This is a genomic window from Sorangium sp. So ce204 (assembly GCF_051526795.1).
In the GTDB taxonomy this organism is placed as follows: domain Bacteria; phylum Myxococcota_A; class Polyangia; order Polyangiales; family Polyangiaceae; genus Sorangium; species Sorangium cellulosum_B.
In genome coordinates this window covers 7942342-7968393 of record NZ_CP150317.1, presented here as the reverse complement: position 1 = coordinate 7968393, position 26052 = coordinate 7942342, and the positions used below count along the sequence as shown (strand labels likewise).

At 70.8% G+C, this 26052-nt stretch carries 21 protein-coding genes; 11 read left to right on the top strand and 10 right to left on the bottom strand.

Going from position 1 to position 26052, the window contains the following annotated elements:
* The first annotated feature begins 98 nt into the window (after positions 1–98).
* Positions 99–2531, top strand: a complete 2433-nt coding sequence (locus WMF22_RS29605) for a substrate-binding domain-containing protein (protein WP_438031954.1) — start codon at positions 99–101, stop codon at positions 2529–2531.
* Positions 2532–2571: 40 nt separating this feature from the next.
* Here the strand turns inward: WMF22_RS29605 and WMF22_RS29600 are convergent, their stop codons facing one another.
* On the bottom strand, positions 2572–3015 hold the full coding sequence (locus WMF22_RS29600; RefSeq protein ID WP_437293365.1) for a DoxX family protein: 444 nt from the start codon (positions 3013–3015) through the stop codon (positions 2572–2574).
* A 172-nt stretch (positions 3016–3187) separates the two neighbouring features.
* Here WMF22_RS29600 and WMF22_RS29595 point away from each other — a divergent pair, with 172 nt between their 5' ends.
* Positions 3188–4126, top strand: coding sequence for a LysR family transcriptional regulator (locus WMF22_RS29595; protein ID WP_438031953.1), 939 nt, complete (start codon positions 3188–3190; stop codon positions 4124–4126).
* A 159-nt stretch (positions 4127–4285) separates the two neighbouring features.
* On the opposite strand, the gene WMF22_RS29590 is transcribed toward WMF22_RS29595, so the two are convergent.
* Positions 4286–6142 (bottom strand): vWA domain-containing protein, encoded by a 1857-nt coding sequence (locus tag WMF22_RS29590; protein ID WP_438031952.1) that lies wholly within the window; start codon positions 6140–6142, stop codon positions 4286–4288.
* A 318-nt stretch (positions 6143–6460) separates the two neighbouring features.
* Between WMF22_RS29590 and WMF22_RS29585 the strand changes: the two genes are divergently transcribed.
* From WMF22_RS29585 to WMF22_RS29565, 5 genes are all read left to right on the top strand, one after another.
* Positions 6461–7684: a hypothetical protein gene (locus WMF22_RS29585; RefSeq protein ID WP_438031951.1), complete on the top strand. Its 1224-nt coding sequence runs from the start codon at positions 6461–6463 to the stop codon at positions 7682–7684.
* Between the two features lie 83 nt (positions 7685–7767).
* Positions 7768–9465: a DUF1592 domain-containing protein gene (locus tag WMF22_RS29580; protein ID WP_438031950.1), complete on the top strand. Its 1698-nt coding sequence runs from the start codon at positions 7768–7770 to the stop codon at positions 9463–9465.
* A gap of 196 nt (positions 9466–9661) precedes the next feature.
* Positions 9662–11374, top strand: coding sequence for a DUF1592 domain-containing protein (locus tag WMF22_RS29575; protein ID WP_438031949.1), 1713 nt, complete (start codon positions 9662–9664; stop codon positions 11372–11374).
* A gap of 135 nt (positions 11375–11509) precedes the next feature.
* Positions 11510–12982: a protein adenylyltransferase SelO gene (locus WMF22_RS29570; RefSeq protein WP_438031948.1), complete on the top strand. Its 1473-nt coding sequence runs from the start codon at positions 11510–11512 to the stop codon at positions 12980–12982.
* Positions 12983–13289: 307 nt separating this feature from the next.
* Positions 13290–14219: a YkgJ family cysteine cluster protein gene (locus WMF22_RS29565; RefSeq protein WP_437293358.1), complete on the top strand. Its 930-nt coding sequence runs from the start codon at positions 13290–13292 to the stop codon at positions 14217–14219.
* Between the two features lie 10 nt (positions 14220–14229).
* Here WMF22_RS29565 and WMF22_RS29560 read toward each other — a convergent pair whose 3' ends face one another.
* From WMF22_RS29560 to WMF22_RS29545, 4 genes are all read right to left on the bottom strand, one after another.
* Complete coding sequence (locus tag WMF22_RS29560; protein ID WP_437293357.1) at positions 14230–15738, bottom strand: DUF1552 domain-containing protein; 1509 nt, start codon at positions 15736–15738, stop codon at positions 14230–14232.
* A gap of 4 nt (positions 15739–15742) precedes the next feature.
* Entirely contained in the window at positions 15743–17449 is a 1707-nt protein-coding gene (locus WMF22_RS29555; RefSeq protein ID WP_438031947.1) for a DUF1592 domain-containing protein, read from the bottom strand.
* Between the two features lie 164 nt (positions 17450–17613).
* The gene (locus tag WMF22_RS29550) at positions 17614–17832 is read right to left on the bottom strand and encodes a hypothetical protein (protein ID WP_438031946.1); all 219 of its coding nucleotides are present in this window, start codon (positions 17830–17832) and stop codon (positions 17614–17616) included.
* A 218-nt stretch (positions 17833–18050) separates the two neighbouring features.
* Positions 18051–19283, bottom strand: a complete 1233-nt coding sequence (locus WMF22_RS29545; RefSeq protein ID WP_437293355.1) for a hypothetical protein — start codon at positions 19281–19283, stop codon at positions 18051–18053.
* 457 nt (positions 19284–19740) lie between these two features.
* On the opposite strand from WMF22_RS29545, the gene WMF22_RS29540 reads away from it, so the two are divergent.
* The gene (locus WMF22_RS29540) at positions 19741–20547 is read left to right on the top strand and encodes a helix-turn-helix domain-containing protein (RefSeq protein WP_438031945.1); all 807 of its coding nucleotides are present in this window, start codon (positions 19741–19743) and stop codon (positions 20545–20547) included.
* Between the two features lie 209 nt (positions 20548–20756).
* The gene (locus WMF22_RS29535) at positions 20757–21110 is read left to right on the top strand and encodes a DUF1428 domain-containing protein (RefSeq protein WP_437293353.1); all 354 of its coding nucleotides are present in this window, start codon (positions 20757–20759) and stop codon (positions 21108–21110) included.
* Positions 21111–21164: 54 nt separating this feature from the next.
* Here WMF22_RS29535 and WMF22_RS29530 read toward each other — a convergent pair whose 3' ends face one another.
* From WMF22_RS29530 to WMF22_RS29520, 3 genes are all read right to left on the bottom strand, one after another.
* Positions 21165–21662 carry a hypothetical protein gene (locus WMF22_RS29530; protein WP_437293352.1) on the bottom strand — a complete coding sequence of 166 codons (498 nt, stop codon included), beginning with the start codon at positions 21660–21662 and terminating at the stop codon, positions 21165–21167.
* Between the two features lie 38 nt (positions 21663–21700).
* A complete protein-coding gene (locus WMF22_RS29525) occupies positions 21701–22072 on the bottom strand; it encodes a hypothetical protein (protein WP_012238042.1) in 372 nt (123 codons plus the stop codon).
* 68 nt (positions 22073–22140) lie between these two features.
* Positions 22141–23055 carry an AraC family transcriptional regulator gene (locus tag WMF22_RS29520; protein WP_438031944.1) on the bottom strand — a complete coding sequence of 305 codons (915 nt, stop codon included), beginning with the start codon at positions 23053–23055 and terminating at the stop codon, positions 22141–22143.
* A 102-nt stretch (positions 23056–23157) separates the two neighbouring features.
* On the opposite strand from WMF22_RS29520, the gene WMF22_RS29515 reads away from it, so the two are divergent.
* The gene (locus tag WMF22_RS29515) at positions 23158–24189 is read left to right on the top strand and encodes an NADP-dependent oxidoreductase (RefSeq protein ID WP_437293349.1); all 1032 of its coding nucleotides are present in this window, start codon (positions 23158–23160) and stop codon (positions 24187–24189) included.
* A 101-nt stretch (positions 24190–24290) separates the two neighbouring features.
* Here WMF22_RS29515 and WMF22_RS29510 read toward each other — a convergent pair whose 3' ends face one another.
* Positions 24291–25268 carry an aldo/keto reductase gene (locus WMF22_RS29510; RefSeq protein ID WP_438031943.1) on the bottom strand — a complete coding sequence of 326 codons (978 nt, stop codon included), beginning with the start codon at positions 25266–25268 and terminating at the stop codon, positions 24291–24293.
* 58 nt (positions 25269–25326) lie between these two features.
* Here WMF22_RS29510 and WMF22_RS29505 point away from each other — a divergent pair, with 58 nt between their 5' ends.
* Complete coding sequence (locus WMF22_RS29505; protein ID WP_438031942.1) at positions 25327–25938, top strand: TetR/AcrR family transcriptional regulator; 612 nt, start codon at positions 25327–25329, stop codon at positions 25936–25938.
* The last annotated feature ends 114 nt before the right edge of the window (positions 25939–26052 follow it).

Here is a 26052-nt window from a genome sequence, read left to right as displayed (position 1 = left end):
CGGGGGAGATGGGCAAATCGACCTTGACAGAACTGTGGCTCATCGCGCCTTCTGGGCACCGCGTCGCGCGTCGTGACGGCGGATCGAGCGGGACCCGTATGCGCCATGGAGTGGATCTCTTCGCGACATTGCAGCAGATCGTGCGACGGGCCATGGCGATCGCGCCGCGCGCGCCGCGCGGCAGCCTGCTCCTCTGCGAAGGGCACCGCCTCGTCTACAGGGCGCTCGAAGGGTTCGACGCGTTCGCTCGGCAGGGGGTGAACCTCCCGACCGACGCGGGCCTCGCCACCGCGAGCGGCCCGCGCGCCCCGCGCGCGGCGCCCGAGGCGGCGAGCGGGATGTGCGTTGTCGGTGCACATGCGTGGTATGAAGAGCACCTGCCTCTCGCGATCGCGGCAGAGGGCGCGGTGCCCGCGGGCGCGGGGGTGCTCGTCGCGCCCGTCGTCGTCCGGGGAACGCCGGCGGGCTACCTCGCGCTGGAGCAGGCGACCCTCGAGCCTCCGCAGGGCGAGCGTCGCGCGATGCTCGAGGTCTTCCTGGACGCCGCCGGGGCCGCGCTGGAGCGGCGCAGGCTCTATGACGAGAAGGCGAGGTTGGCGCAGGAGATTCGCCTTCTCGAGCAGGTGCTGAACGCGGTGGGCACCACGGTGGAGCCGGACCACCTGCTGGACACGCTCGCCCACGGCATCAAGGGCGTGCAGATCGACCAGCAATGGGCCTCGGTGGAGCTGTGGCTCGTCGAGGACGCCGGCGGCGGAGAGGGCGCCGCGGCCGCTTCGGGCGCGCTGGACGCCCGCGTGTTCCGGGCCGGGCGGTCGGCCCCCATGACGTACTTCCACACCCTGCGCGACGGCGCGGTCGACGCCGCGCGCGGCCTCGGCATCTCCGTGGATTTCCGCCTCGGGCCCCCGGGCGGCCCGGGAGGCCAGGGCGAGATCCTCGAGGACGGCATCCGGCGGGGTGTGGACGGCATCATCATCGCTCCGGGCGCCCCCGAGGAGGCGGAGGAGGGGTTCCGGCGCGCGGCGGAGGCGGGGATCCCGGTGATCGTCGTCGACACGCCGCCGGTCCCGGGCAGCCGGGCCCCGCTCTATATCGGCACGGACAACGTGGCGGCGGGCAGGCTGGCGGGCGAGGTGATGCGGCGGCTGCTGCCGCGCGGCGGGGTCGTGGCGCCGCAGCGGCCCACGAAGGACGCGATCAACACGCGCGAGCGCATCGAGGGGTTTTGCGCGGCGATGGAAGGGGCCGAGTTCACCGTGCTGCCCCCCCACGAGGACAGCGAGCACGATCAGGAGCTCGGGACGGAGCTCGCGCGGGCGGCCCTCCAGCGGCGGCCGGACATCGCCGGCGCCTTCGGGGTGGCGGTCGGCGGCGGGCCGGCATGGGGCCGCGCCGCGAGGGAGATCGGCAGGGGCGGGGAGCTCAAGATCGTCGCGTTCGATCTCTTCTCCGCGACGGTCGCGCTGCTCCGCCGGGGCGCGATCCACGCGACGATCGTGCAGCGCGAGTACGACATGGGGTACCGCGCCGCCGAGATCGTCCACCGGATGATCACCCGGGGCGTCGAGCCGACGCTCGCGGAGCTGCCGGCCTCGCGCATCATCCACACAGGCGTCGATTGCGTCACCCTCGAGCACACGCCGTGGTCCACGATGCTCAGCGATCACCTCGCGCTCGACGCGGCCCGCCGCGTCGCGAGCCGGCGCGTCGAGGGCGACGCCGCCGGCCGACCGATCGAGGTGCTGTTGATCGGCGTGGCGGCGCGCAGGGAGCCGGTCGTCGAGGAGCGCGTGTCCTTCTCGCCGCGCTCGCTGGTCGGCCGGGTGCTCGACGGAGGCCGCCCGCTCGTGATCGATCCGGCCGGGCACGACGGGCGCGAGGACGCCTCGCTCCTCCGCGGGCACGCCGGCGCGCGGACGCTCGTCGGGGTGCCGCTGCGGGCGCGGGGCAGCGTGGTCGGCGTCCTCGTCCTGAGCAGCGAGCGTGAGGACGCCTGCGGGAGCGACGACGTGCCGTTCCTCGAGCGCGTGGCCGGCACCGCGGCCGTGGCCCTCGAGAACGCCCGGCTGTTCAGCCGGATCTCCGAGCGGAGCGTCGCGCTGGAGCGGGCCAACCAGCTCCAGGAGTCGATGCTCCGGACGATCCATGAGCTGTCGAGCCCCGTGGTGCCGATCGCCGATGGAATCCTGGTCATGCCCGTGGTGGGCACGATGGATGCCCAGCGCTCGGGCCGCTTCATCGCGTCGCTGCTGAAGGAGATCCACGAGCACGACGCGCAGGTGGTGCTGATCGACGTGACGGGGATGGCGGTGGTCGACGCCACGGCGGCGAACCAGCTCGTCCGGGCGGCGCAGGCGGCGGCGCTGCTCGGCGCGGAGGCGGTGCTCGTCGGCGTGACCGCGGGGGCGGCGCAGATGATGGTCGCCCAGGGCCTGGACGTCGGCGCGATGGTCACGCACGTCGACCTGGCGCGCGGCTTCCGGTACGCCCTGAGAAAGACCGGCGGCCGCATCCTGTATCAGCGCTGACGGCGACGGCCGCCGATCGGGTCGGCGCGAACGGGGCGGCTCAGGCCGCGCTCTCGACAGGCCGGAGCTTGCTCTGCTCCGCGCCGGCGCTCGCGTCGACGCGCGCGGCGAGCATCGGGCGGAACGCGGCCCGGTACGCGAAGGCGAGGTAGAGCTCGAGGGCGAGGACGAGCCATGTGACCGGGTTCGCCGGCGCGAGGAAGGTGTGGAAGGCGACGATGTTCACGACGATGGGCGCGAGGAGCGCGAGCGCGAGGGGCACGTAGCGGTTCGAGAGCAACAGCGCGCCTGCGACGACCTCGGTCCCCTTGATGAGCGGGAACATGTACCCCGTCGCCGCGAGCGCGCCCGCGAAGCTGGCCGCGGCCTCCGGGGCCGGGGGCTGCGGCAGGAACTGCAAGAAGCCGTTGAGCCCGAACACGAAGAACACGAGCCCTTGCAGGACGCGGGCGGCGGTGGGGGCGAAACGCTTGACGTTGTTCATGATGAGCCTCGCTGAGGTGTGGCGGGCTCTCCCGAATCGGAGCGCCCACGCCTTTCCAGATGCGCCCTCGCGGCGCCCGGTGCTATCGTGCAACGGCTCAACACAACGTTGCGCTGGCGCAACCTGGCGAGAGCCCCCGATCGGCGCCGTTTACCCCTCGTGAGGTCCTACCATGCCCAGCCCCAGCGCGGCAGCGCGAGCGCGCCCTGCCCGGGCGCCCCAGCTCGATGAGATCGCCGCGTTCGCCAGGGTGGCGGAGCTGGGCTCGTTCACCGCCGCGGCGGAGCAGCTCGGCGTCCCGAAGTCGACGGTGAGCCGCGCTGTGACGCGGCTGGAGGACGGCCTCCAGGTGCGCCTCCTCCAGCGGTCGCCGCGCGCCGTGGCGCTGACCGAGGCGGGCCGTCGCTTCTTCGGCGACGTGGCGCCGCACATCGCCGGTCTCCGCGACGCGGCGCAGGCGCTGGACGCCTATCAAGGGCAGCCCCAGGGCACGATACGGCTGAGCGCTCCCCCGGATGGTGGGGAGTCTTTCCTCGGAGAGATGCTCGTCGAGTTCGGGGCGCGTTACCCGCTGCTGTCGCTCGAGGTCGACATGTCCACGCGCCGGGTGGACCTCTTGCGCGAGGGCTTCGACGTGGCGCTCCGGGCGACGGGCGAGCTCCCGGACTCCTCGCTCGTCGTGCGCAAGCTGCTCGACTCCTACGTGCAGCTCTTCGCTGCGCCGGCGTACCTCGCGCGCCGCGGCCTGCCCCGCGCGTTCGAGGAGCTCGCCGACCACGAGCGGGTGGTGTTCCTCCCCAACAGCCGGCGCGGCCAGCAGCCCGTCGACGGCCCCCGCTCGGTGCGCGACGCGATGGCGACCGGGCGCATCGCGACCGACGATTTCCAGCTCATCCGCTCGGTGCTCCGGGCGGGGGGCGGTATCGGGCCGCTCCCGCGCGTCCTCGCCGCGCCCGAGCTGGCGAGCGGCCGCCTCGTCCACGTGCTGCCGGAGTGGTCGCAGCGCGCAGGGACGCTGTACCTCGTCTATCCGAGCGCGCGGCACGTGCCGCGGAACGTGGCGGTGTTCCGCGACTTCGTCCTTGCCTGGGTGAAGCGCCTCGCCTGTTAGAGCGGCGGGCACCCGCTTCGGATACGGGCCCACCTCGGCGTTTTCGGTGCTCAGCGCACCAGAGTGCGCTTCCGCGCCGAAAACGCCGATCTGGGCCCGTCTCCTGTGCGGGTGACCGCCGCTCTGGGACGCTCGTACTAGGCTCAGCTGAAGACCGCTCTAGGGCTGGTTGTCGATCATCTTCTGAAGGGTCGCGGCGATCTCGAGGAGATCGGCGTCGGCGCCGGTCGTGTTCGCGGCGAGGACGGCCTCCCGGGCGGCCGAGAGCGCGCTCGCGCGTTCGAAGGGGCCGAGCTCGACGAGCTGCCTGAGGGCCTCGGCATACGCGATGATCGCCGCCGCCTTCGTGAGGTTGCCGTCGTCGATCCCGAGCCCTCCGAGCGTGGTTTGCTGCACGGCCTCCCTGGCCTCGCCGGTCGTCGCGTCGCGCCAGGTGACGCGGACCCGATACGGGTCGTTCGCGCTCGGCAGCGACGGGTCGCACGGGCGGAGGATCTGATACAGCATCATCGAGTCGCTCGGGGCGAGGTGCTGCGTGCGCACCTTGGCCGGATCGGGCGAGTACTCCTCTCCATAGAACTTCTGGATGCCGAAGTACGGCGGGAGCGTCAGCTCGATCCTCACGTCGCGCGCGGCGACGAGGACCGTCTCGGCGAACCGGTCGACGAAGACGCGCCTCGCCTCGTCGGCGCTGTCGAGGTAGACATACGCGCCGCGGCCGGCGTCGGTGACCACGTCCATGAGCGTGTCGTTCACGCCGTCGCCGACGCCGACGCCGACGAGGTAGACGCCCTCTCCGTCCGCGTCCTCGGCGTTCTCTCCGATGAGCTCCTCCTCGGTCACCCCGACGTTGGCCTGTCCATCGCTGATCAGCACGACGCGGTTGATGCCGCCCGCGGTCCTGTGCGCGTTGGCGAGCGCGTACCCCGCGGCGAGGCCGCTGTACAGGTCGGTGCCTCCGTCGGCCTCGATCGCGCTCGCGACCCCGAGCAGCACGGGGTCGTCGGGGCCCGAGACGACGTGGCCTTCGAGCACGGGGCTCTGCCCCGTATTCCAGGTGACCGCGTTCACGACGTCGCCCGCGATGAGCGTCGACGCGATGGCCCGGACGGCCGCCCTCTCGAGCTCGATCGGCTCTCCCGACATCGATCCCGACGTGTCGAGCACGAGCGTGATCGTCATGGGCTCGCGCGCGGCGGGCGCCCGGCTCGACTGCACCGCGATCTGGAGCGCCAGATCGCCCGTGAGCACGCAGGAGCCGAGCTGCGATACGATCGAGAGCTCTCCCGGCTCGGCCGGGGCGAACGAGTACCGGTAGTAATTGAGGAACTCGTGTGTGCGGATGACATAGGGGTCGATCAGCGGCGCGCCGCGCTCGATCTGGCGGCGGACGATAACCGGAGATGCCATCGAGTTGGAGTCGTCGGACGAGAGGTACAGCGTGAGCGGCGTGGAGAGGTTGACCCCCGCGCACGAGCCGCCGCTGGCCTGCGGCGCGAGCCGGGGCCCGGCGTCCCGCGAGCTGCCGGCCCCGCCGCCCGCCGTTGTGCTGCCGCCGGTCGCCGCGCCGCCGGCCGAGCCGCTGCCGCCGCCGGCCGAGCCGCTGCCGGCCGAGCCGCTGCCGCCCTCGTCGCCGCACCCGCCGGCGCCGTCGCCGCCACCGCCGCCGGCCCCGCCTTCGGCGCATCCGCCCCCGGAGCCACCGCTGGCGTCTCCGGAACCCCCGCTGCCCGCGGCGCCTCCTTCACCCGCGGGCGGCTCTGCGTTGGGGTCCGTGGAGCCGCCGCTCGAGCCCACGCCCGCGCTCGCGCCCGTGCCCGTGCTCGCGCCCACGCCCGCCACCGGGTCGCGGCCGGAGCCGTCCCCCTCGCGGGTCGCGCCGCCGCCGCAGATCGCCGCCGGCGCCTCGCCCAGCTGGAGCGGCTCGTGCGGCGGCGCGTCGCTCGACGAGGAGCAGGCGATCGACAACGAGGCGGGGATGATGAGAGCGAGCGCTGTACGCTGAAACTGTGCCATGAACACCTCCACGGGCCGGCGCTCTCGCACGGGCGGTGCCAGGGAAATCATCAATTGTTCCGCGGATGGATGCCTCGTTTGCGCCACGGTGTTCGGCTCATGTTGGCCTGAATCGTCTCGAGGTGTGCCAATGTGCGATGGGGCGCGTCCGCGGCGCGCCGGCGATGGGAGTGCGCCGAGCGCCCTCACGGCTCTGGGCCGCGCGGAGGGGGCGAATGGCCCTGGATCGAGCCCGAGAAGCGCACGGCGATGACCGCAATGCCGCCGCGGACGATGGCTCGGTGTACCCTCCGCGCCGTGCGTGCGTTCGAGAGTGCCGTGCTCCACCCGCGCTGGCTCGCAGCCGTCGTCGTGCTCGCCGGCGCCCTGACCGGGGGTGACGCCTGGGCGGAGGTCCAGCGCCTGCGCATCGCGTACGAGGCGCACGACGGCTGTCCCGGCGCCGGGGCGTTCCTGCGCGAGGTGACCGCGCGCACGGACCTCGCCCGCGCCGCCGCGGCGGACGAAGCGGCGCTCGACGTGCGCGTGCGCATCACCTCGAGCGCGGGCAGGAGCCGCGGCCGGATCACGCTCGGCAAAGGCGAGGACGCGCGCGTCCGCGAGGTCGACGGCTCGACGTGCGGCGAGGTCGTCGCGGCCCTGGCGCTCATCACGGCCCTCCGGGTCGACCCCACCGCGTCTCTCGATCCGCAACCGCCGGCCGTCGGGTTGCCCTCGTCCGAGGCGCCGGAGGCTGGCGAGGCCCGGGGGGCCGGCGGGGCGCCAGCGCCGGCCGAGGATCCCGTCGCGGCCCCGCCGCCCGCCGCGGATCCCGCCGCTCCTGCGCAGCCGGCCGGGGCCGCGCAATCCGCCGGGGCTGGCGTCCCTGGCGGCGCAGCGCCGGGCGCGGGGACCTCGCCGCAGCCGCCCGCTGCCGCGCCGGCCCCACCGGCGCCGGCCGCGCGCCCCTTGCCGATCCGCCCGCCGTCGCCGGTCGCGGGGGCCTCGCACCCTCCGCGGCCGCGACGGCCCGTGGAGCGCCCGTGGACGCTCGGCCTCCAGGGGAGCGCGGCCTCCGGGGTCGCCCCCGAGGCGCTGCTCGGCGGGGGGCCCTTCGTCGAGCTGCGCGCCGATCTGGGCCTCGGCGCGGCGTTCCGCGTCGCCGCCGAGGTGGCCGCCACCGGCGCGGTCGACGCCGGGCCGGGCGGCGCCCTCTTCCTGCGCGGGATCGGCCGGGTCGACGCCTGCGCGGATCTCTTCCGCCCGACACGCCGGCTCTCGCTCGGGCCCTGCGTGGGCGCGGAGGGCGGCTTCCTTCACGGCACCGGGCTGGTCGGCGAGGCGATCTCCGACGTGGACGAGGGCACCGTCCCCTGGGCCAGCCTCGGGCTCCTCGCGCGCGTGACCGCCACGCTCGGCTCCCTCGTGCGGATCGACGCGCAAGGTGGACCGGAATTTCCGCTGGTGCGGCGATCGTTCATGTTCGAGCACCCCGCGCAGCTCATCCACGAGGTGCCCGCTGTCACGTGGACGCTCCGCGTCGGCGCCGGCCTCTCGCTCTGATCGCCGGCCGCAGGGAGCGACGCGCGGCGAAATTGTGATCCCGGGGGAGAGATTCGGAGATTGCTACGGCGGGAGGCTTTGCCATGAGACCTTTGAAAGCCGTACCTTCACTCGGCTTCTTCGCGGTGCTCTCGCTCATCGTCGCTGGCTGCGAGATCACGATCGTGGGTGACGACACCGGCGGCAGCGGTGGAGACGGCGGCGGCGGCGCTGACCACGGCACCACGGTCAGCGTCGGGGAGGGCCCAGGCAGCGGCGGGGGGGATCCCTGTGTCCCCGGCGTCCCGGCGACGTCCCAGATCCCGCGCCTGCTCAACCGGGAGTACGACGCGGCGGTGCGGGATCTGCTCGGCGTGACCGCGCTGGCGAGCGCCGGCAACGGCCCGCCGTCGACGCTGCTCGCCCCCGACTTCGAGGGGGACATGACGGGTGTCGCATGGAACGCCTACCTCGCGGTCGCCGAGCAGATCGCCGCCGAGGTGATCGCCGGGCCGAACAGGTCCAGGTTCGTCAGCTGCGATCCGGCGGCGTCCGGGTGCCTCGAAGAGACGATCATCGACTTCGGTCGCAAGGCCTTCCGCCGTCCTCTGCTCGAAGAAGAGGTGCAGAGCTTCCTGCGGCTCACCGCGGTGGAGCCCCAGGGCACGCCCGACGAGATCGCCGAGGCCATCCTCTTCACCTTCCTCGCCTCGCCCTCGTTCATCCTGCGCCCCGAGCTGGCGGAGGAGCCGGAGGGAAGCGCCGTCAAGCTCTCCAGCTACGAAGTGGCGGCGAGGCTCTCGTTCCTGCTCTGGGACTCCGTTCCAGATGACATCCTGAACGCCGCGGCCGACGCTGGCCAGCTCGCCACCAGGGAGCAGATCCTGGCGCAGGCGCAGCGGATGATCCGGATCCGCGAGAAGACGGCGCCGGTCGTTGTCGCCTTCCATCGCGATTACGCGGAGATTCGCCAGAGCTCGCACTGGGGAATCCACGATCACGACACGACCCTGTACCCCGACTATTCCCCGGACGCGGTCGCTCCCATGATGGCGGAGATCGACGCCCTCTTCGAGGAGGTGGCGTTCGAAGGGGGTTCGTTCGAGGACCTCTTCCTGAGCAACGTCGCGTTCGTCAACGAGGACACCGCGGCGCTCTATGGGCTCGATCCAGCGAATTTCGGCGCGGAGCTGACGCGGGTGGAGCTCGACCCGGCCGAGCGGCCTGGGTTCTTGACCCGCGTCGGGTTCTTGAGCTCCTACTCGTCCTACGCCGCCACGAGCCCGATCCTCCGGGGCGCGTTCATCTCGAGGCTGCTCGGGATCAGCCTGGTGCCCCCGCCTCTCGCGGAGCCGGTGCCCCCTCCGGGCGAATACACAACGCAACGCCAGCGCGTCGAGGCGCTGACCTCTCCGGCGGCGTGCGCCGCGTGCCACGTCCCTTACATCAATCCGCCGGGCTTCGTGCTCGAGCGGTACGACGCCGTCGGCAAGGTGCAGACCACCGATCCGCTCGGCGGCCCCATCGATGGAACCGCCGACGTCCGCTTCGGCATGGACATCACCGAGACGATCGAGACACCGCTCGAGCTGATGAACGAGCTCGCCGCTGCTCGGGCGGCCAAGCACCACTATGCCGAGCGGTGGGTCACCTTCGCCACCGGGCGGCAGCCGAACCCGAACGACTTCTGCGACGTCGATGAGCTCGACGCCAAGCTGTCTGCCGACGGTTACACCATTCTCGACCTGCTCGCCGATCTTACCCAGACAGATTCGTTCCGTCTGCGCGTCCGCGGAAACTGAGGCCGGCGGCGGGGCGCAGCGCAGCGCTCGTGGCGGAGCGGCGCGGCGCGGCGCTCGGCGTGACGCGGCGCTCCCTCGAAGCGCGCCCCGGCAGACCTCACGCTGGCCGCATCGAAGCGGGCGCCGCGCCGACATGCGCGACGCAATTGTGATCGCGGGGAAGCTCCCTGGGAATTGTACGCCGGGAGGCTTTGTCATGAGGCTCTGGCGCGCCGTATTCTCGCTCTGCTGCTTCGCGGCGCTCTCGCTCGTCGCCCCTGGGTGCGGGATCACGATCCTGGGCAAGGGCACCGACCGCGACGATCAGAGCGGCGGCGGCAGCGGCAGCGGCGGCGGCAGCGGCACCACCGCCGGCGTCGGGGGGGGATCGGGCGTCGGAGGGGGGGAGTACTGCGTGCCCGGCATCCCGGTGACGTCGCAGATCCCGCGCCTGCTCAACCGGCAGTACGACGCGGTGGTGCGGGATCTGCTCGGCGTGACGGCGCTGGCGAGCGCCGGCAACCTCCCGCCGTCCGCGCTCCTCGTCCCCGACTTCGACGGAGACATGACAGAGCCCGCATGGAACGGCTATCTCGCGGCCGCCGAGCAGATCGCCGCCGAGGTGATGGGCGGGCCGAACAAGCCCAGGTTCCTCGCCTGCAATCCGGCGGCGTCCGGGTGCCTGGAAGAGACGATCAGCGCCTTTGGTCGCAAGGCTTTCCGCCGTCCTCTGCTCGAAGACGAGGTGCAGAGCTTCCTGCGGCTCACCGCGGTGGAGCCCCAGGGCACGCCCGAAGAGATCGCCGAGGCCATCCTCTTCACCTTCCTCGCTTCGCCCTCGTTCATCATGCGCCCCGAGCTGGCGCAGGAGCCCGAAGGAAGCGCGATCAAGCTCTCCAGCCACGAGGTGGCGACGAGGCTCTCGGTCCTGCTGTGGGACTCCATTCCAGATGACATCCTGGACGCCGCGGCCGACGCTGGCCAGCTCGCCACCAAGGAGCAGATCCTGGCGCAGGCGCAGCGGATGATCCAGGACCGCGAAAAGACGGCGCCGCTCGTGGCCCGGTTCCATCGTGCTTATGCGGACATTCGCCCGGGGTCGCGCTGGGGAGCGGTAGAACACGACACGACCCGCTTCCCCGACTACTCCCCGGACGTGGTGGCGCCGATGATGGCAGAGATGGACGCCCTCTTCGAGGGGGTGGTGTTCGAGGGGGGGGCGTTCAAGGACCTCTTCCTGAGCAACGTCGGTTACGTCAATCAGGACACAGCGGCGCTCTATGGGCTCGATCCAGCGAATTTCGGCGCGGAGCTGGCGCGGGTGGAGCTCGATCCGAACGAGCGGCCCGGGTTCTTGACCCGCGTCGGGTTCTTGAGCTCCTACTCGCGTTATGACGCCACGAGCCCGATCCTTCGGGGCGCGTTCGTCGTCAACAGGCTGCTCGGGATCGACCTGGCACCCGTGCCCGCCGCGAGCGAGGTGCCGCGGCCTCCGGGGCCGTTCTCCACGGAGCGTGAGGCCATCGAGTCCATGACCTCCGCGGCGGGGTGCGCCGGATGCCACGGCACGTACATCAACCCGCCGGGCTTCGTGCTCGAGAGGTACGACGCCGTCGGCAAGGTGCAGACCACCGATCCGCTCGGCGGCGCCATCGACGGGACCGCTGACGTCACCTTTGACGTCGGCAACGTCAAGACGATCACGTCGCCCATCGAGCTGATGAACGAGCTCGCCGCCGATCCGGCCGTCATGCGCCATTATGCCAGGCGGTGGGTCGCCTTTGCCACTGGACGGGAGCCGAACGGGAGCGACCAGTGTGACGTTGACGGGCTCCGCCTCAACCTGCTCGTCGACGGCTATACAATCCTCGATCTGCTCGCCGATCTCACCCAGACGGACTCTTTCCGCCTGCGCGTCACCGGGAACTGAGGCGGGAATACGACAGGACGAGGCGTCTGTTCGCTCGCCTTCGCGCGAACGGCTCAGCGTCGCTCGCTCCCGCGGCCCTCCGGCGGGCTCTTCCGGCGGCTTGAGCGGCGGCACCTCCGCGCGTAAGGTTCGCCGATGAAGCTCCCGTTCGACAACACCTACGCCCGCCTTCCCGACCGCTTCCACGCGCGCGTCTCCCCCGCCCGGGTCCGCGCGCCGCGCGTCGTGAAGGTGAACCGCGCGCTCGCGGAGGTGCTCGGGCTCGACGCGGATCAGCTCGCCTCGGCGGAGGGGGCGGAGGTGCTCGCGGGCAACACGCTGGCCGAGGGCGCGGAGCCGATCGCGCTCGCGTACGCGGGGCACCAGTTCGGCAGCTTCGTCAGCCAGCTCGGGGACGGGCGGGCCATCCTGCTCGGCGAGGTCGTGGGCAGGGACGGCAAGCGGCGCGATCTCCAGCTCAAGGGCGCGGGGCGGACGCCGTTCTCGCGGGGCGGAGACGGGCGAGCGGCGCTCGGGCCGGTGCTGCGCGAGTACGTCGTGAGCGAGGCCATGGCGGCGCTCGGCGTGCCGACGACGCGCGCGCTCGCCGCGGTCACGACGGGCGAGCCGGTCTATCGCGAGGAGGTGCTCCCCGGCGCGGTGCTCACGCGCGTGGCCGCGAGCCACATCCGCGTGGGCACGTTCCAGTTCTTCGCCGCGCGGGACGACCGAGAGGCGCTGGCCACGCTCGCTTCGTATGCGCTCGCCCGGCATTACCCCGAGGCGATGGGCAGCGGCAATGACGCGCTGGCGCTGCTCGAGCGTGTCGTCGACGCGCAGGCGTCCCTTGTCGCGCGCTGGCTCGGCGTCGGCTTCGTGCACGGCGTGATGAACACCGACAACACGTCGATCTCCGGGGAGACCATCGATTACGGGCCGTGCGCGTTCCTCGACGAGTACGATCCCGCGAAGAAGTTCAGCTCGATCGATCGGGGCGGCCGGTACGCCTTCGGGAACCAGCCGCGCATCGCGCAGTGGAACATGGCGCGGCTCGCCGAGGCGCTCCTGCCGCTCCTGGCCGAGGGCGAGGAGGAGGCCGTCCGCCTGGCGACCGAGCGTGTGGAGCGCTTCTCCGCGCTCTTCGTCGCGGCCCACGCGCGCGTCCTGCGGGCCAAGCTGGGGCTCGCGCGCGAGGAGGAGGGAGATCTCGCGCTCGCCGCGGATCTGCTGGAGCGGCTCGCGTCGAACGGCGTCGATTACACGGTCTTCTTTCGGCGCCTGTGCGCGTCAGCGGCCGATCCAGCCGCCGACGCGCAGGTGGCCGCCCTGTTCGCGGAGCCCGGCGCCTTCCGCGACTGGGCCGAGTCGTGGCGCAGGCGGCTCGCCCGGGAGGAGATCACGCCCGAGGCGCGCGCGAGCGCGATGCGGCTCGTCAACCCGGCGTTCATCCCGCGCAATCACCGGATCGAGGCGCTCATCCAGGCGGCCGTTCTGCGTGACGACTTCGAGCCGTTCGAGACGCTGGTGCGGGTGCTCGAGCGACCGTACGACGATCAGCCGGAGAACGCGCATCTGAGCGAGCCCCCGCAGCTGGACGAGCGAGTGCAATACACGTTCTGCGGGACCTGATTCCCCTTCAAGGGTGCAGCATCGCAGTAAATCGATCCTGGTGGTGGGGTACTTTGCCCGAAGGTGAGGTCATTTGAACGCCAAGACGCCATAAGACGCCACAAGACGCCAAGAAAAATACAAAAATTTGGCGTCTTGTGGCGCCTCATGGCGTCTTGTGGCGTCCTCTCGGTTCCTGCTTCCCGGCACGGTGGGAGAGTTCGCCCCCAACCAGACGAGGGGAGGTCTGGCGGACGGTTCGGCAGCGTGATAAACTACCGTTTCTTCAAGCGCTCGGGCGGCAACCACCCTCCAGGAACCGGCCACCATGAGTCAGAGGAAAGGCAAGCCGTTCCTCGCATCAGGAAAGAAGGCCCGTCGAGCCGCCCGCAAGGACGGCGCGGGCCGCGTGCATCTCACCGTCCTTCGCGACCCCGCGAGCGGGCATGAGCGCGTCGCGCTCAGGACCCCGGTGTTCCGCGAGGCGTGGCAGAACGACATCGCAGCGGCCGCGGCCAACACGGCGTATTCCGCCCTGCGTGGGGAGCCGAGCGTGGATGGCGCGGTCGAGCTGGCGCGGGACGCGATGGCGGCCACGTCGCGGCTCGCTGCGGGGCTCCTGGCGCGCGCGCCCGACGGCGCGGTGGCGTGCAGGGCGGGCTGCGATCACTGCTGCCATCAATCGGTCGGGGTCACTCCGCCGGAGGCGCTCGCGATCGCCGACCACCTGAAGTCGACCCTGTCCGACGCGGAGCTCGCGCGCGTGGCTCAGCACGTGTCCGGGTGCCACGAGAGGACACGAGGCCTGCCGTCGACAGAGCGGTTCTCGCCGGACCACCCTTGCCCCTTCCTGCGGTCGGGGCGGTGCTCGATCTACGAGGTTCGACCGCTCTCCTGTCGAGGGATGAACTCGCTCGACGCGGGAGAGTGCGCGACCAGGCTGCGGGACCCCGAGGCGCGCGCCGCGTTCCTGGCGCGGGGCGTGGGGGGCCGCTCGTTCATGGAGCCCATTCGCGGCGTCCACGCCATCAGCGCCGGCCTGCAGCTCAGCCTCTCCGAGCTCTTCCGCCTCGACATGCGCCCCCTGGAGCTGACGGCGGCGATGCACCTGCTCCTGAACGGGCCGGACTCGCTCGCCGACGCGTGGATCCGCGGGGAGCGGCCGTTCGAGTCGGCGCGCAGCGCCGACAACGCGACGGATCCCGGCCTGGGCGAGCTCATCGAAGCGGTGGGCCTCGCGCCCGGCCGGGAATCGTGAACGCCCCGCGTCAGGCCTTGAGATCGGTCAGCTCGCCCGGCTTGGTGATGCCGGCCTCGGCGTTCCTGCTGTCGAGCTTGCCAAACTGCTCGACGGGCCCGCCGCCTGCCGCCGTGCACCCGACGGCGTTCATCAGCGTCACGTAGAGCTTGTTGATGGGGACATTGCCTGTGTTCGAGCCCGTGCCGAAGCCGACGCTCGTGTCGCCGCCGGTGCAGTCCGCCTCGCTGTTGCCGGTGCCGAGCTTCCCGCCGTCGACGTTCACCACGTGACCCTGCTTGAGGTAACCCCCCGCGCTGCCCGCGATCACGATCGGCAGGTTGTTCGTGTTGTGGGCGTTGCCGTCGGCCAGCTCCGGGAGCCACATCGTGGCGGTGTTGTCGAGCAGCGTGCGATCGCCCTCGGCGATGCTGTCGAGCAGGGTGACGAGCCGCACGTACTTGGCCGCGTACCAGGCGTCGATCTGCGCGATCATGTCGAGCACCCCGTTCTTGCAGGTCCCGCCCACCGCGAACGAGCCGTTCCGGTGCGAGAGGCCGTGGTGGTCGGCGTCGTGCTCGATGCCATCCCAGTCGAAGGTCACGTAGCCGGGATAGACGAGGATCATCGACCGGTTCATGTCGCAGATCATGCTCAGCGCCATGAGGTTCATCATCATGTCCCCGCCGGCCGTGAACGACGTGCCCAGGCCCGCGCCGAACCCGCCGCCCGAGCTCGCAGCGTCGACCTGCGCGGCCGTGACGCCGACCTTGGTCGCGGTCGCCTCGTTGCACGCCGTGGGCGCGACGTTCTGCTCCGTGCTGCGGAGCAGATCGAGCCAGTCGCTGATCCGGCGCTGGTCGGACTTGCTCATGGTGAGCCGCTGGTAGCTCTGAAGGTCGTCCTTGACGAGATCGATGGCGCTCTGCCCGCGCTTGACGCGGTAGTCGGCCTCGGTCTCCTGCCCGCCCCCGAACAGCCCGGTGAGCTGCTGGTACACCGTCTTGGGGTTGACGACGGCCGGGAAGGCGGTGTTCGGCGCCGAGAAGGACAGCACCTCCTTGATGCTGCTGCTCGACGGGCCGACCGAGAGCACGAGCGGGCTCGCCTTGCCGGGGTTGATCTGCTTCGCGATCTCGTGGTCGAGCGAGTGGGACGTCGCGTACCGCGTCTTGTCGTCGCTGATGAGCGCGCATGTGAGCTTGCCCCCCATCGCCTGATCGTGCGGGTCGATGGACTGGATCTCCGCGTACGAGTTGAACATCTTCAGGCCGCGCGGGAACAGCAGCTTCGACACGAACGGCGTCAGCCCCGCCAGCGTGGTGCCCTTGATGTGCTCGGCCGTGAGGGCGCCGCTCTCGATGGTCGGGAACCAGCGGTTGGTGAGGCACCCGTTGTGCGTGTAGAAGATCACGAGGCGCCGGGGCGGCGACGACTGGGGCGCGGACTGCGCCTTGACCTCCCGCTCGTGGACGGAGCTCAGGAACGGAGCCGCGAGAGCGGCGCCAGCGACACCCTTCAGGAAGACTCTGCGCTTCATTCGCCTACTCCAGTTCTACGGCTCGGGTTCGGAACGACGGAGACTGCGTGAGGTCCGTGACGAGGTTGAGGACCGTGTACCCCCCGGCGGTGATCTTCGCGGACACGTCGCGCACCGTGCACGAGTCGAGCGGGTGGCCGTCGCGCTCGTAGGCGTACGAGACCCACTTCTGCGCGTACTGGCGCTGCGCGTTCGGGGAGACGGCGAGCTTCGCCATCAGGTCGGCCGGGCTCGTGACCCGCACGGGCTGCCCGTCGATGCGCACGTCCGCCACCGTGTCGATGGGCGCGCCGGTCAACGCTTCCTGCGTCTGCCACGACCCCATGGCGTCGTACGCCTCCATCACGAAGCCCGGCGGGTTGATGAAGTTGTGGTGGCACGCGGCGCAGGTGGCGCCCGCCGTCTGCGCGTCCACGCGCTTGCGGTTCGTGTCGAGATCGTCCCCCTCTGGCAGCGGCGTCTCGAGCGCGCCGGGAGGTGGGGTGCCCGGGTCGATGCCGAGCACGTCCTTGGTGATGAACACGCCCCGGAGGATCGGCGAGGTGCGGTTGTACGACGAGTACGCGTTGAGGAAGCCCACCCGCGTCAGGAACCCCGGCCGCTGCGTCGGGTCGAGGGACACCTCCTCGAGATCCGCCCCGAACTCGGCGGGATCGAGCCCGTAGAGCGGCGCGGTCGCCGCGTTCACGAAGGCGACCGGGCTGAGGAGGAACTCCTGGAACGTCCCGCCGCGCGTGAAGACCAGATGATCGAAGAAGCGCTCGGTCTCTTCCGCCATGATCGGGATGAGCGCGCGATCGAACATGGGGAACATGGTCGTGTCCCGCTGCGCCGAGTCCCAGCGCGTGTTCGGCCCCAGCTCCAGGTAGTATCGATGGAAGGCGGCCACCATCTGCCGGGCCCTCGGGTCCTCCAGCATCCGCTGGGCCTGCGCCAGGACCTGCTCCGCGGTGGACAGCTGGCCCTGATCGGCCGCCTGGTTCAGCGCCTCGTCGGGGATCGTCCCCCAGAGCATGTAAGAGAGGCGCGACGCCACCTCATGGTTCGAGAGGGTGAACCCCGCGGCGCCGCCGGGCGTCTCGGTGATCTCCGCGCGCTGGATGAACGTGGGGGAGATCAGGAACATGAACAGCAGCGCCTCCGCGACCTCCTCCGGGGCCCCGCTCTCGGTGATCTCCGGCCCCTTGGCCACGATCGCGTCGAACCTGGCCACCTCCGCGTCCGTCAGCGGCCGGCGGAAGGCGCGCCGCCCGAAATCGAGGATCGTGTCGTGCAAACACGCGGCGCCGTCGCCGCTGGGCGTGCACTTCAGAAAGTTCTTCTTGAGCGCGGGGTCCGCCATCACCTGCGCGGCGATCATCTCGGCCACGGACCTGTAGGCGCTCCAGCCCAGATCCGTGAGGCTCCCTGCCTGGTCCGTCGCCAGCAGCGTCGAGGGCGCCACGTTGCCGGAGGCCGTCAGCGCCGTGACGCCCAGCAGATCGCGGACCGTCCTGTCGTACTGCGCGTTCGTCAGGCGCCGGATCTGCGATGTCGGCGCGATTCCAGGCTTGCACTCGCCGCTCGCGCCTGGGCCGTCCGGCGTGCCGTCCGTACCCCCGGTGGGGTTTTGCCCGCCCAACTCCGAGTCGACCTCGGCGTCTCCCACGGAGCCCACACAGCCAGCCGCGAACGCGGTGGCGACGATGATGCCGCTCCTCCACGTATGCATCGCACTCACCTCAGGTGGTATGTTCCAGATCAAAGAACCCAGACGGAAGCAGCAAGGGCGTCTTTTGCGACCGACGCGCGACGTCCGGTGGCTGCCCTGCTCCCCGTGTACCACATCCTCTCATGTCGAGAGGATGTGGTGCAATGATGTGTCGGTGAGGGCTCTCATTTTTTTTTCTGTGATTGATGCTCTAATTTTTCATCAAAGGCATGCGGGAACATTTTGATGTTCACCCATGTGCGCTTTTCGTCAAAGGCATGAGGGAACATTTGGGTGTTCACCCATGTGCGCTTTTCGTCAAAGGCACGAGGGAACCCATGGATGTTCACCCATGCGCGCCGCGCGGCCTCTCGCGCGAGCTCCGCGAGCAGGCTGCCGCCCACCGGCCGTGGCCGCGGTTCGCAGCGGCCAGAACGGAAGGCCGGCGACGACTCGGCATGTCCAGCGTGGTGATGGCGCGCCTGTCGCGCTGTACGTCCGCGCCGCCGCGCCCGATGACGCGGCGTGGGACACATGTTGCTCTATTGCCGCGCTGCTCCTGAACGAAGCCGCCCTGCGTCATTCACCCCGTGCGGGCCTGCACGGCGGAGAGGCCCTCCGCTCAGAGGAGCTTGAGATAGGCGACCATGTCCGCCTCTTCCTGGGCGGTCAGGGTCGCGCGTCCCCCGAGGATCGGGGCGGCCAGGATCGGGGCGGCCTCGAAGGCCAGCTTGTAGTGGTGGATGACGTCCTCCAGCGTAGGGGCCGAGTTGTCGTGGAAGTAGGGCGCCGTCTCGTTGATGCCCCAGAGGGAGGTCGTCTTGCCGTCCCCCAGGACGTCCAGGGTGCCGAAGAAGAGAGCGGCGCCCGGATCGGCGGCCAGCATCGAGAGGACGCCGTCCTCGATCCTCGGCTGGTAGACGGCGATGAGCGGGAGCAGGTCCGGATTGGAGCAGAGGAGGCCGCTCCCGTCCGACGGGCAGGCCATGGCGTAGCGACGCATCGGGTTCGGCGTCGGCCGCACCTCCGGGGTGCCGAGGACCTCGCCCGAGAAGCCGGTCAGCACGCCGGTGATCCTGGTGAAAGCCCCGAAGGGGAACTGCTCGCTGCTCGTGTTGAGCATGGGCCCGCTGTGGCACTGGCCGCAGACGCCGTTCGGGAGAAAGTGCTTGCGCCCGCGCTTCTCGGACCGCGTGTGGCCGCGAGGCAGCTCGGGCTCAGGCCCGCCGTGCGCGTAACGGCGCAGCTCTCGTGAGCTGAACAGCGTCCGCTCGTAGTCGGCGATCTTCTCGAGCTGCCGCCGCGTGGGCGTGACCGTCGGCTCGAAGTGCGCCAGGATCGCGTTCGCGGCCTGCGTCTCGAGGTCGGGCTCCCGTGCGTCGAACGTGATGAGCGGATCGAGCGCGGGCGAGTTCTTGACGGAGGGGACGCCTCGGAAGACGGTCACGCTCGTGGCCGCGGGGTCGTCCTGGATCCAGACGTTCGGGGGCAGCGGGAACTCGAAGCGGAACGTGGCCTCGTTGAGGAGCCGCGTGTAGCTGTCGCCGACGCCATCGTCGCTGTCGATCGGGCGGAAGAGAGGATCGTTCGGGTTGGCCGCGTACCGCGCCTGCACTTCCGCCGGGGAGATCGTGCCTGTCTCCTCGCTGTGGCAGGTCACGCAGCGGCGCCCGTTGCCGCCGAATGTCGCTCTCTCGAAGAGCTGCTCGCCGCTCTGGAGCCGGTGCGCCTGGGCGGCGACCGCGACGAGCTCGCCTGTGTCCCACTCCTCCTGCCCCGCGCAACCCGCGGCCCCCAGCAGCGGGATGAGGAGGAAGAGACAGGCCATGAACATGCCTTGATGGGAATTGAACATGTGATTCATAAACCCTCCCTGGTAATGAGTCTGACAGGGGAGCATCGCCCGGTGCGACACGGTGTCGTGATCGCGCCGGTCGAGGGACGCGCGCTTAAGCCGAGCGCGCAGCCATCATGTTGGATCTAGATCGCGGTGATTCGGGCGTCCGCGCGAGGTTGCGGCGCGCCGCGAAGAGGACCCCCGGGTGACCTCGCAGTTTTCAGAAAAAACGAATCGGTCCCCGGCTGTCAAGGGAGCTCAGCCGTACCTGACCCGTTTGCCAGGGTGTGCGTGCCCGTGGGGTTCAGGTCGCCGATGCGCGCTGGGGGCCGCCGCTGTGTGACACCGCGTCGCCTGCTGGACCGAGGGAGCCGCGAGGGCCAGGGCGGTCCAGGAAGCCTGCCCCATCAACGCGTGTTACCCTGCGACGGTGGCCATGGAGTCGCAGCTTACAATTGACGCCCTCGAGAGCGGCGTGATCCACGTACATGCCTGTCGCGCGCCGGAGCTCCGCCCGATACAGCGCGCCGCCGTGCACACCTATTCGGTCCTCGCCTTTCACCTCGGCGGCCGGATGCGGGTGGAGCACCGCGGCGAGCTGGAGCTGACGGCTGGCCAGGTCCACCTCATCCCGGCCGGCGATGCCCACCGGTGGCTCACGGCGAGCAAGGTGGACATGCGCGGCGTGGCCTTCTGTCGCTCGTGCCTCCCTCAGGATCGGTTTCAGGAGCTGCTCGCGCCGCTCGATCGCGTCCGGCGCGGGGCTTTCCCGGTCGTCGAGCTGCCGACGAGCAGGCAGCCCCACGTGCTCGGCCTGCTCGAGGAGCTCGAGCGCGAGCTGTCGCGGTCGTCGGGCATGCTGCCCGTCGTGGCCGAGAGCCTGCTCGGGCTCGTGCTCGCCGAGATCGTGCGCGCCGCCCCGCGCGAGGTGGCTCTCCCCGAGGCCCCCTCGATTGTCGCCGAGGCGCTCACCGTGATCGAGGCGCGCTGTCTGGGTCCGCTGACCCTCGGTGAGGTGGCCCGCGCGGTGCACCGATCCCCCGCCTACGTCACGACCGCGGTGAAGCGGTCGACGGGCCGCTCCGTGGTGGCGTGGATCCTCGAAGGCCGCCTCGCCGAGGCGCGGCGACGCCTGCGCGACACGGACGAGCTCGTCGAGATCATCGCCGAGCGGGTCGGTTATGCCGACGCCAGCCAGTTCAGCCGCCTCTTCCGCCGCCGCCACGGCGTGGCCCCGGCCGCGTGGCGCGCCCGCGAGCGCGCGCTGCCTCGCCCTGGGTGATCGTCCGGCAGGCGTGTCGCGCCGAGCGCGCTTTCCGGCCCGCTCGAGCGCCGTGAGCCCTCGGACGCGGCCGCCAGGCGGCCTTGCAGCGAAGTTGCATTCGTCGAGCGCGTGGGGCATCACCCCGGCCCCCGAGCTGGTCGGCACGCCGCCGCGCGGGTCGCGGCGGTGGTTCGTTTGGAACGGGGCCGAACGAGAGGAGAACAACGATGAGCTACGTCGACGGTTTCGTTGTGCCCGTGCCCGCGGGCAAGAAGCAGGCTTATCGCGATCTGGCCGAGAAGGTCGCGGCGGTGTTCAAGGCGCACGGGGCGATTCGCGTCGTCGAGTGCTGGGGCGACGACGTGCCCGACGGCAAGATCACCGACTTCAAGGGCGCGGTGAAGGCGGAGGAAGGCGAGGTCGTCGTCTTCTCGTGGATCGTCTGGCCGTCGAAGGAGGCGCGGGACGAGGGCAGCAAGAAGGTGATGGAGGACCCGCGCATGCAGATGAACAACGAGGACTCACCCTTCGACGCAAAGCGGATGATCTACGGCGGGTTCGACGTCCTCGTCGACGTCTGATCGGCGGGCTGCGGTCCTCGAGCACGCCCCCCGCTCAGGGGGGCCCCGGGCCGGTCACGGCGGGGTGGCGTCGATGGGGTAGGTATCGATGACCGCATCCCAGAGGTCAACGTGGTGGACGAGGCTCACGGCAAAGTGCGCCTCGTCCAGCTCCACGAGGATGGGGTCGGACTCGTCCCAGCTCGCTCCGGCGAGGACGGCGGCCACGCAGCCGGCGGCGAGCTCCTTGCGGCCGGCATCCTTGAGCGCGGAGACGCTGGCGCGAGCCCAGCCGGTCCGAGCATCGAGCAGCAGAGCGACAGTCGCGGACGGGAACGCGCGCTCAAGATGGGGGAGCGCTCGAGAGGCGGCTGACGGATCAGCTCCAGGCGTGGCGATCAGGACGAAGAACTCCGAGGTGCGGGGGTCGCCCTGGAACGCAGCGCTGTAGCGAAAGAACTGAGGGCTGTGCTCGACGCCAGGGACCGGAAGCATGACGAAGCGGCCCGCCGTGACCTCACCCGCCCCAGGATGTCCGGGCGGAACGAGGAACCCGTCCTCGATCGGCTTCACCTGGGCTGATACCGCGTGCTGGCGCGCCGCGCGCGCCGTCATCCGGGGCCCCGCAGCGCCTCGACCAGCGCCTCGACCAGCGCGCGCACCGGGAGCGAGGACGACCGCTCGCCGAGCAGCTCGAGCACATCCTCGTCGTCCTCGCCGCACGAGAGCTGCACGGCCGCGACAACGACCCCGTCGCGCTCGACCGCCAGATCGAAGATCCCCTCCTCGTCGCTCACCGGCGCGCCGAGCAGCGCCGACAGCCGGCGGCCCAGGAGCTCGGCCAGCGGCTCGTCACCGTCGAGGCTGGCCTGGTCGGGCTCGATGGTGGCCTGGACCGCGCGCGTCGGCGCCCCGCTCACCTCGGCGCCCTCGCGATCGAGCCGGAAACGGAAGCCACGCGCCTCAAAGAACCCCGTCGTCATGGGCTCGATCAAGGCATGCCGCGGGCGCGCCGGCAAGCGGGTCGGGTATCGAGCGATGGCGAACAGCCTCACGCCCGACGTCTACGCGCATACGCGCGCGGCGACTCGCCCATCGTCCTCTTGAACGCCGCGCTGAACGCGCTCTCCGACTCGTAGCCGACGGCGCCCGCGATCTCGAAGACCGAAGCGTTGGAATGAAGTAATTTCTCTCCCGCGATCAGCATTCGCCACCGGGTCAGGTACTCCATCGGCGACTCGCCGACCGTTCGCCGGAAGTGCTCTGCGAACGTCGTCCTCGACATGCTCGCCTGCTCGGCGAGCGTCTGCACGGTCCAATCGTGCCCCGGCTTCTCGTGCATGCTCGTGATCGCGCGCGCTATCCGCGGGTTCGCGAGCGCGAAGAGCCAGCCGACGCCGCCGCGCTCACCGCGCGCGAGGTACATGCGGAGGACGAGCACCAGCATCGAGTACGCGCTCTGTCGCGCGAGGAGGAAGCCGCCAGGCTGCGGATTCTTCATCTCCTCCATGAGCTGCTCGAGGTGGCCTCGCAGCGACGGCTGGTCCGCGCCCTTGCGCAGATGCACGAGCGGAGGCAGCTCGCGCAGCAGGATCCCGGCGTTGCCTTCGAGCGCGAAGTGTCCGCCGATCAGCAGGAAGTCATCACCGGGCGCGATCGAACGAAAGCCGTTGTAGCGGCCGATGGGGCCGGAGAAGAGCGTGCGCGCGTCGCGCGGACGTGCGTCCAGATCGCTGCAGAGGCGAAAGGAGCGACCGTGCGGGAGCATCAGGCAGTCGCCGGTGCGCAGCTGCGCCGGTCTCTTCACGCCGTCGATCGCGACGAAGCCTTCGCCCTTCATGATGGCGTAGCACTTGATGCCTCCGTGCGCGGGAAACTCGAGCGCCCAGCGACCACCGCCGACGAGCCCTCCTGAGGCGTAGTTGTTGGGCCTCAGGAGCGACAGGACGTCAGAGAGCGGGTCCATCGAAGCCTCCGTACGAACGCGACAAAAACACGGACGATCCAGCATGGATCGTACGGGACAACGGCCATAGAAACAAGCGAACCCAAACGGGAGGTTTCATCCATGTCCGCTGACAAGAAGACCCGCACGATTCGCTTTCATGCTCACGGCGAGCCCGCCGACGTGCTTCGCCTCGAGGAGACGGAGCTGCCCGAGCCCGCCAAGGGGCGCATTCGCATCGCCGTCCATGCGTGCGGGCTGACGCCGGCGGACTACGGTCTGTGCAAGGGGCTGTTCCCATTTCCAGGCGCGCTTCCGCGCGGCATCGGGATCGAGGCCTCCGGCATCGTCGACGCGGTCGGCGAGGGCGTCACGGATGTCGCCGTCGGGGACCGCGTCCTCGGTGTGCCCGACTATGTGGGAGCACCGATCGGCGGCGCGTCGGACTTCGCCATCCTGAGCGCCTGGGCGCCGATGCCCGAAAACCTCGATTTCGCGCCCGCCGCGGCGCTGCCGATGGCGGTGGAAACGGCGTATCGCAGCCTCGATCAGCTCGGCGTGAAGGCGGGCAAGTCGCTCCTGGTTCACGGCGCAGGGACGACGGTCGGATTTGCCGCGGTGCAGATCGCGCTCCTCCGCGGGGCTCGGGTCTTCGCGACGGCCGGTGAGACGTACGCCGAGCGGTTGCGTGCGCTGGGGGCCAAGGTGACGTCGTACGACGCGGGCCTTGCCGACCGCGTCCTCAGGCTCGCGGGAGGGCCGGTGGAGCTCGCGCTCGACACCGCGCCGGTGAACGTGTCGAGCACGGTGAACAGCGCGCTCGCTGACCTCACCCGCGCTGTCGGCGGCAATCCGAAGCGCGTGCTCACGATCGCCGACTTCGCCGGCGCCGCGAAGCTCGGCGTCCGTACCAGCTTCGATCCGGAGGGCGCGACGATCGGCGGGTCTGACACACCGCAGCTCGACGAGGGAGCAGCTTCGATCATAACGAACACGCTTCGCTACGACGTGCTCGGCGAGTTCGCGAAGCTCGCCGCCGAAGGTCGCTTCTCGATCCCGATCGCACGCAGCTTCGCGCTCGAAGCGTGGCGCCAGGCGTTCGACATCCTCCTGACGGGCAACGCGCGCGGGAAGCTGCTGCTGCTCCCGCGTTGATGGCGGATCAGGTCGCGCAAGCCCCGCGGGGACGGCGCCTTTCGGCGGAACGTCACGACGTGACGTCCACCAGGACCTTGCCGACCGCGGCGTGGGGTCGCTCAGCGCGCCGCGTACTTCATGACGAACGAGGGGTATCGATCACCGACGATCGCGCCCGGCGCGAACGCAGCGTCGAGCTGCGCGAGCTCGTCGGGGGAGACGCGCACGTCGAGCGCCGAGAGGTTCTCGTCGAGCCGCGCGCGCCGGCGGATGCCGACGAGCGGCACGATGTCGTCGTCGCCGCGCGCGAGCAGCCACGCGATGGCCAGCTGGGCTGGCGTGCAGCGCTTCCGGGCGGCCAGCTCGACGAGCGGGCGAGCGGCGCGGACATTCTGCTCCAGCGCGTGTCCTTCCATCCGCGGCGCCACGAAGTGCGCGCCAGGGCTCGGCGCCGTCGCGCCGCTGAGCAGCCCGTCGGCGAGCACGCGGTAGGCGACGATGCCGATCCCGAGCTCGCGCGCGGCCGGCAAGATCTCCGCTTCGATGAAGCGGCACGCGAGCGAGTACTCGATCTCGAGCGCCGTGATCGGATGCACGGCGTGCGCGCGGCGCAGGAGCTCCACGCCGACCTCGGACACGCCGATATGACGGACTTTGCCCTCGCGCACGAGGTCGGCGATGGCGCCGATCGTCTCCTCGAAGGGCACGTCGGGATCGGGCCGCCCGGGCTGGTAGAGGTCGATCTCGTCGACGCCGAGGCGCTGGAGCGAGTAGGCCGCGAACGTCTTCACCGTGGCCGGGCGGCCGTCCATCCCAAGGAACTTCCCGCCCGGAGTACGCAGCATGCCGAACTTCACGCTCACGAAGGCCCGGTCGCGCCGGCCCTCGATGGCGCGCCCGATGAGCGCCTCGTTGTGCCCCATGCCGTAGAAATCGGCGGTGTCGAGGAGGTTCATCCCGGCGTCGAGCGCCGCCTGGATCGTGGCGATGCTCTCGGCGTCGCTGCCGGCGCCGCGGCTGGGCGACATGCCGCCGCAGCCGAGGCCCAGCGCGCCGACGAGCGGACCGTTCTTGCCGAGATGAACGCGCGGTATCATGGGCATCTTTCGACCCCCCCTCAATGTTAGAGCGAACGCTCTATCAATGAATCGCCGCATGCGCACTGTCAACCCCGAACAGCACGAGAAGAAGCGTCGCGAGCTCCTCAGCGCCGCCCTGCGCCGCTTCGCCGCCGAGGGCGTGCAGGCCTCCATCGCGAGCATCTGCGCCGAGGCGGGCGTCAGCCCCGGGCACCTCTACCACTACTTCCCGAGCAAGGAGGCCATCCTCGAGGGCCTCTTCCAGCTCGTGCTCGACGAAGCGGCCACGCACCTGTCGGGCGACGTGCAGGCCGCGCGCGACCTCCCCGCGCTCGTGGCCGATCTCTACAGCGGCAAGGGGCCGAACCTCCTCTTCGACCTGCTCGCCGAGTCGCAGCGCAACGCCGCGATCGCGGATCGGCTCCGGCGCCACAGCGCCGAGATGAAGCAGCTCCTCGCGGGCGCGATCGCGCGCGGACAGGCCGCCGGCCTCGTCGACGACACGTTGCCGGCGGCGGACCTCGCGACCATGCTGCTCGCCGTGCTGGACGGCAGCAAGGCGATCCGGCTACGCGATCCAGCCGTCGACCGCGATCACGCGCGCGAGATGCTGCTCGCGCTCGTGTCGCGCGTGCTCGGCGACCGGCCCGCGTCGAAGGCCGCAGGCTCCGCGACGGCAGCGGATTGACCGCGCGCGATCGCGCTCGCGCGGCGCTTCACCGTGCGCGTACGCCTGCGCCGCGCGACTGCCCGACCCCGCTCCGCTGCTCGAAGCAGAGCTCCTCGCCAGCTCGCAGATGCT

Bases quoted from the DNA above. Each gene is read 5' to 3' on its own strand.
- WMF22_RS29570 (WP_438031948.1), top strand. From the start codon at position 11,510: ATGAAGCTCCCGTTCGACAACACCTACGCCCGCCTTCCCGACCGCTTC.
- WMF22_RS29520 (WP_438031944.1), bottom strand. From the start codon at position 23,055: ATGGACCCGCTCTCTGACGTCCTGTCGCTCCTGAGGCCCAACAACTAC.
- WMF22_RS29565 (WP_437293358.1), top strand. From the start codon at position 13,290: ATGAGTCAGAGGAAAGGCAAGCCGTTCCTCGCATCAGGAAAGAAGGCC.
- WMF22_RS29545 (WP_437293355.1), bottom strand. From the start codon at position 19,283: ATGTTCAATTCCCATCAAGGCATGTTCATGGCCTGTCTCTTCCTCCTC.
- WMF22_RS29535 (WP_437293353.1), top strand. From the start codon at position 20,757: ATGAGCTACGTCGACGGTTTCGTTGTGCCCGTGCCCGCGGGCAAGAAG.
- WMF22_RS29560 (WP_437293357.1), bottom strand. From the start codon at position 15,738: ATGAAGCGCAGAGTCTTCCTGAAGGGTGTCGCTGGCGCCGCTCTCGCG.
- WMF22_RS29580 (WP_438031950.1), top strand. From the start codon at position 7,768: ATGAGACCTTTGAAAGCCGTACCTTCACTCGGCTTCTTCGCGGTGCTC.
- WMF22_RS29590 (WP_438031952.1), bottom strand. From the start codon at position 6,142: ATGGCACAGTTTCAGCGTACAGCGCTCGCTCTCATCATCCCCGCCTCG.
- WMF22_RS29525 (WP_012238042.1), bottom strand. From the start codon at position 22,072: ATGACGACGGGGTTCTTTGAGGCGCGTGGCTTCCGTTTCCGGCTCGAT.
- WMF22_RS29555 (WP_438031947.1), bottom strand. From the start codon at position 17,449: ATGCATACGTGGAGGAGCGGCATCATCGTCGCCACCGCGTTCGCGGCT.
- WMF22_RS29510 (WP_438031943.1), bottom strand. From the start codon at position 25,268: ATGATACCGCGCGTTCATCTCGGCAAGAACGGTCCGCTCGTCGGCGCG.
- WMF22_RS29505 (WP_438031942.1), top strand. From the start codon at position 25,327: ATGCGCACTGTCAACCCCGAACAGCACGAGAAGAAGCGTCGCGAGCTC.
- WMF22_RS29595 (WP_438031953.1), top strand. From the start codon at position 3,188: ATGCCCAGCCCCAGCGCGGCAGCGCGAGCGCGCCCTGCCCGGGCGCCC.
- WMF22_RS29515 (WP_437293349.1), top strand. From the start codon at position 23,158: ATGTCCGCTGACAAGAAGACCCGCACGATTCGCTTTCATGCTCACGGC.
- WMF22_RS29605 (WP_438031954.1), top strand. From the start codon at position 99: ATGCGCCATGGAGTGGATCTCTTCGCGACATTGCAGCAGATCGTGCGA.
- WMF22_RS29575 (WP_438031949.1), top strand. From the start codon at position 9,662: ATGAGGCTCTGGCGCGCCGTATTCTCGCTCTGCTGCTTCGCGGCGCTC.
- WMF22_RS29600 (WP_437293365.1), bottom strand. From the start codon at position 3,015: ATGAACAACGTCAAGCGTTTCGCCCCCACCGCCGCCCGCGTCCTGCAA.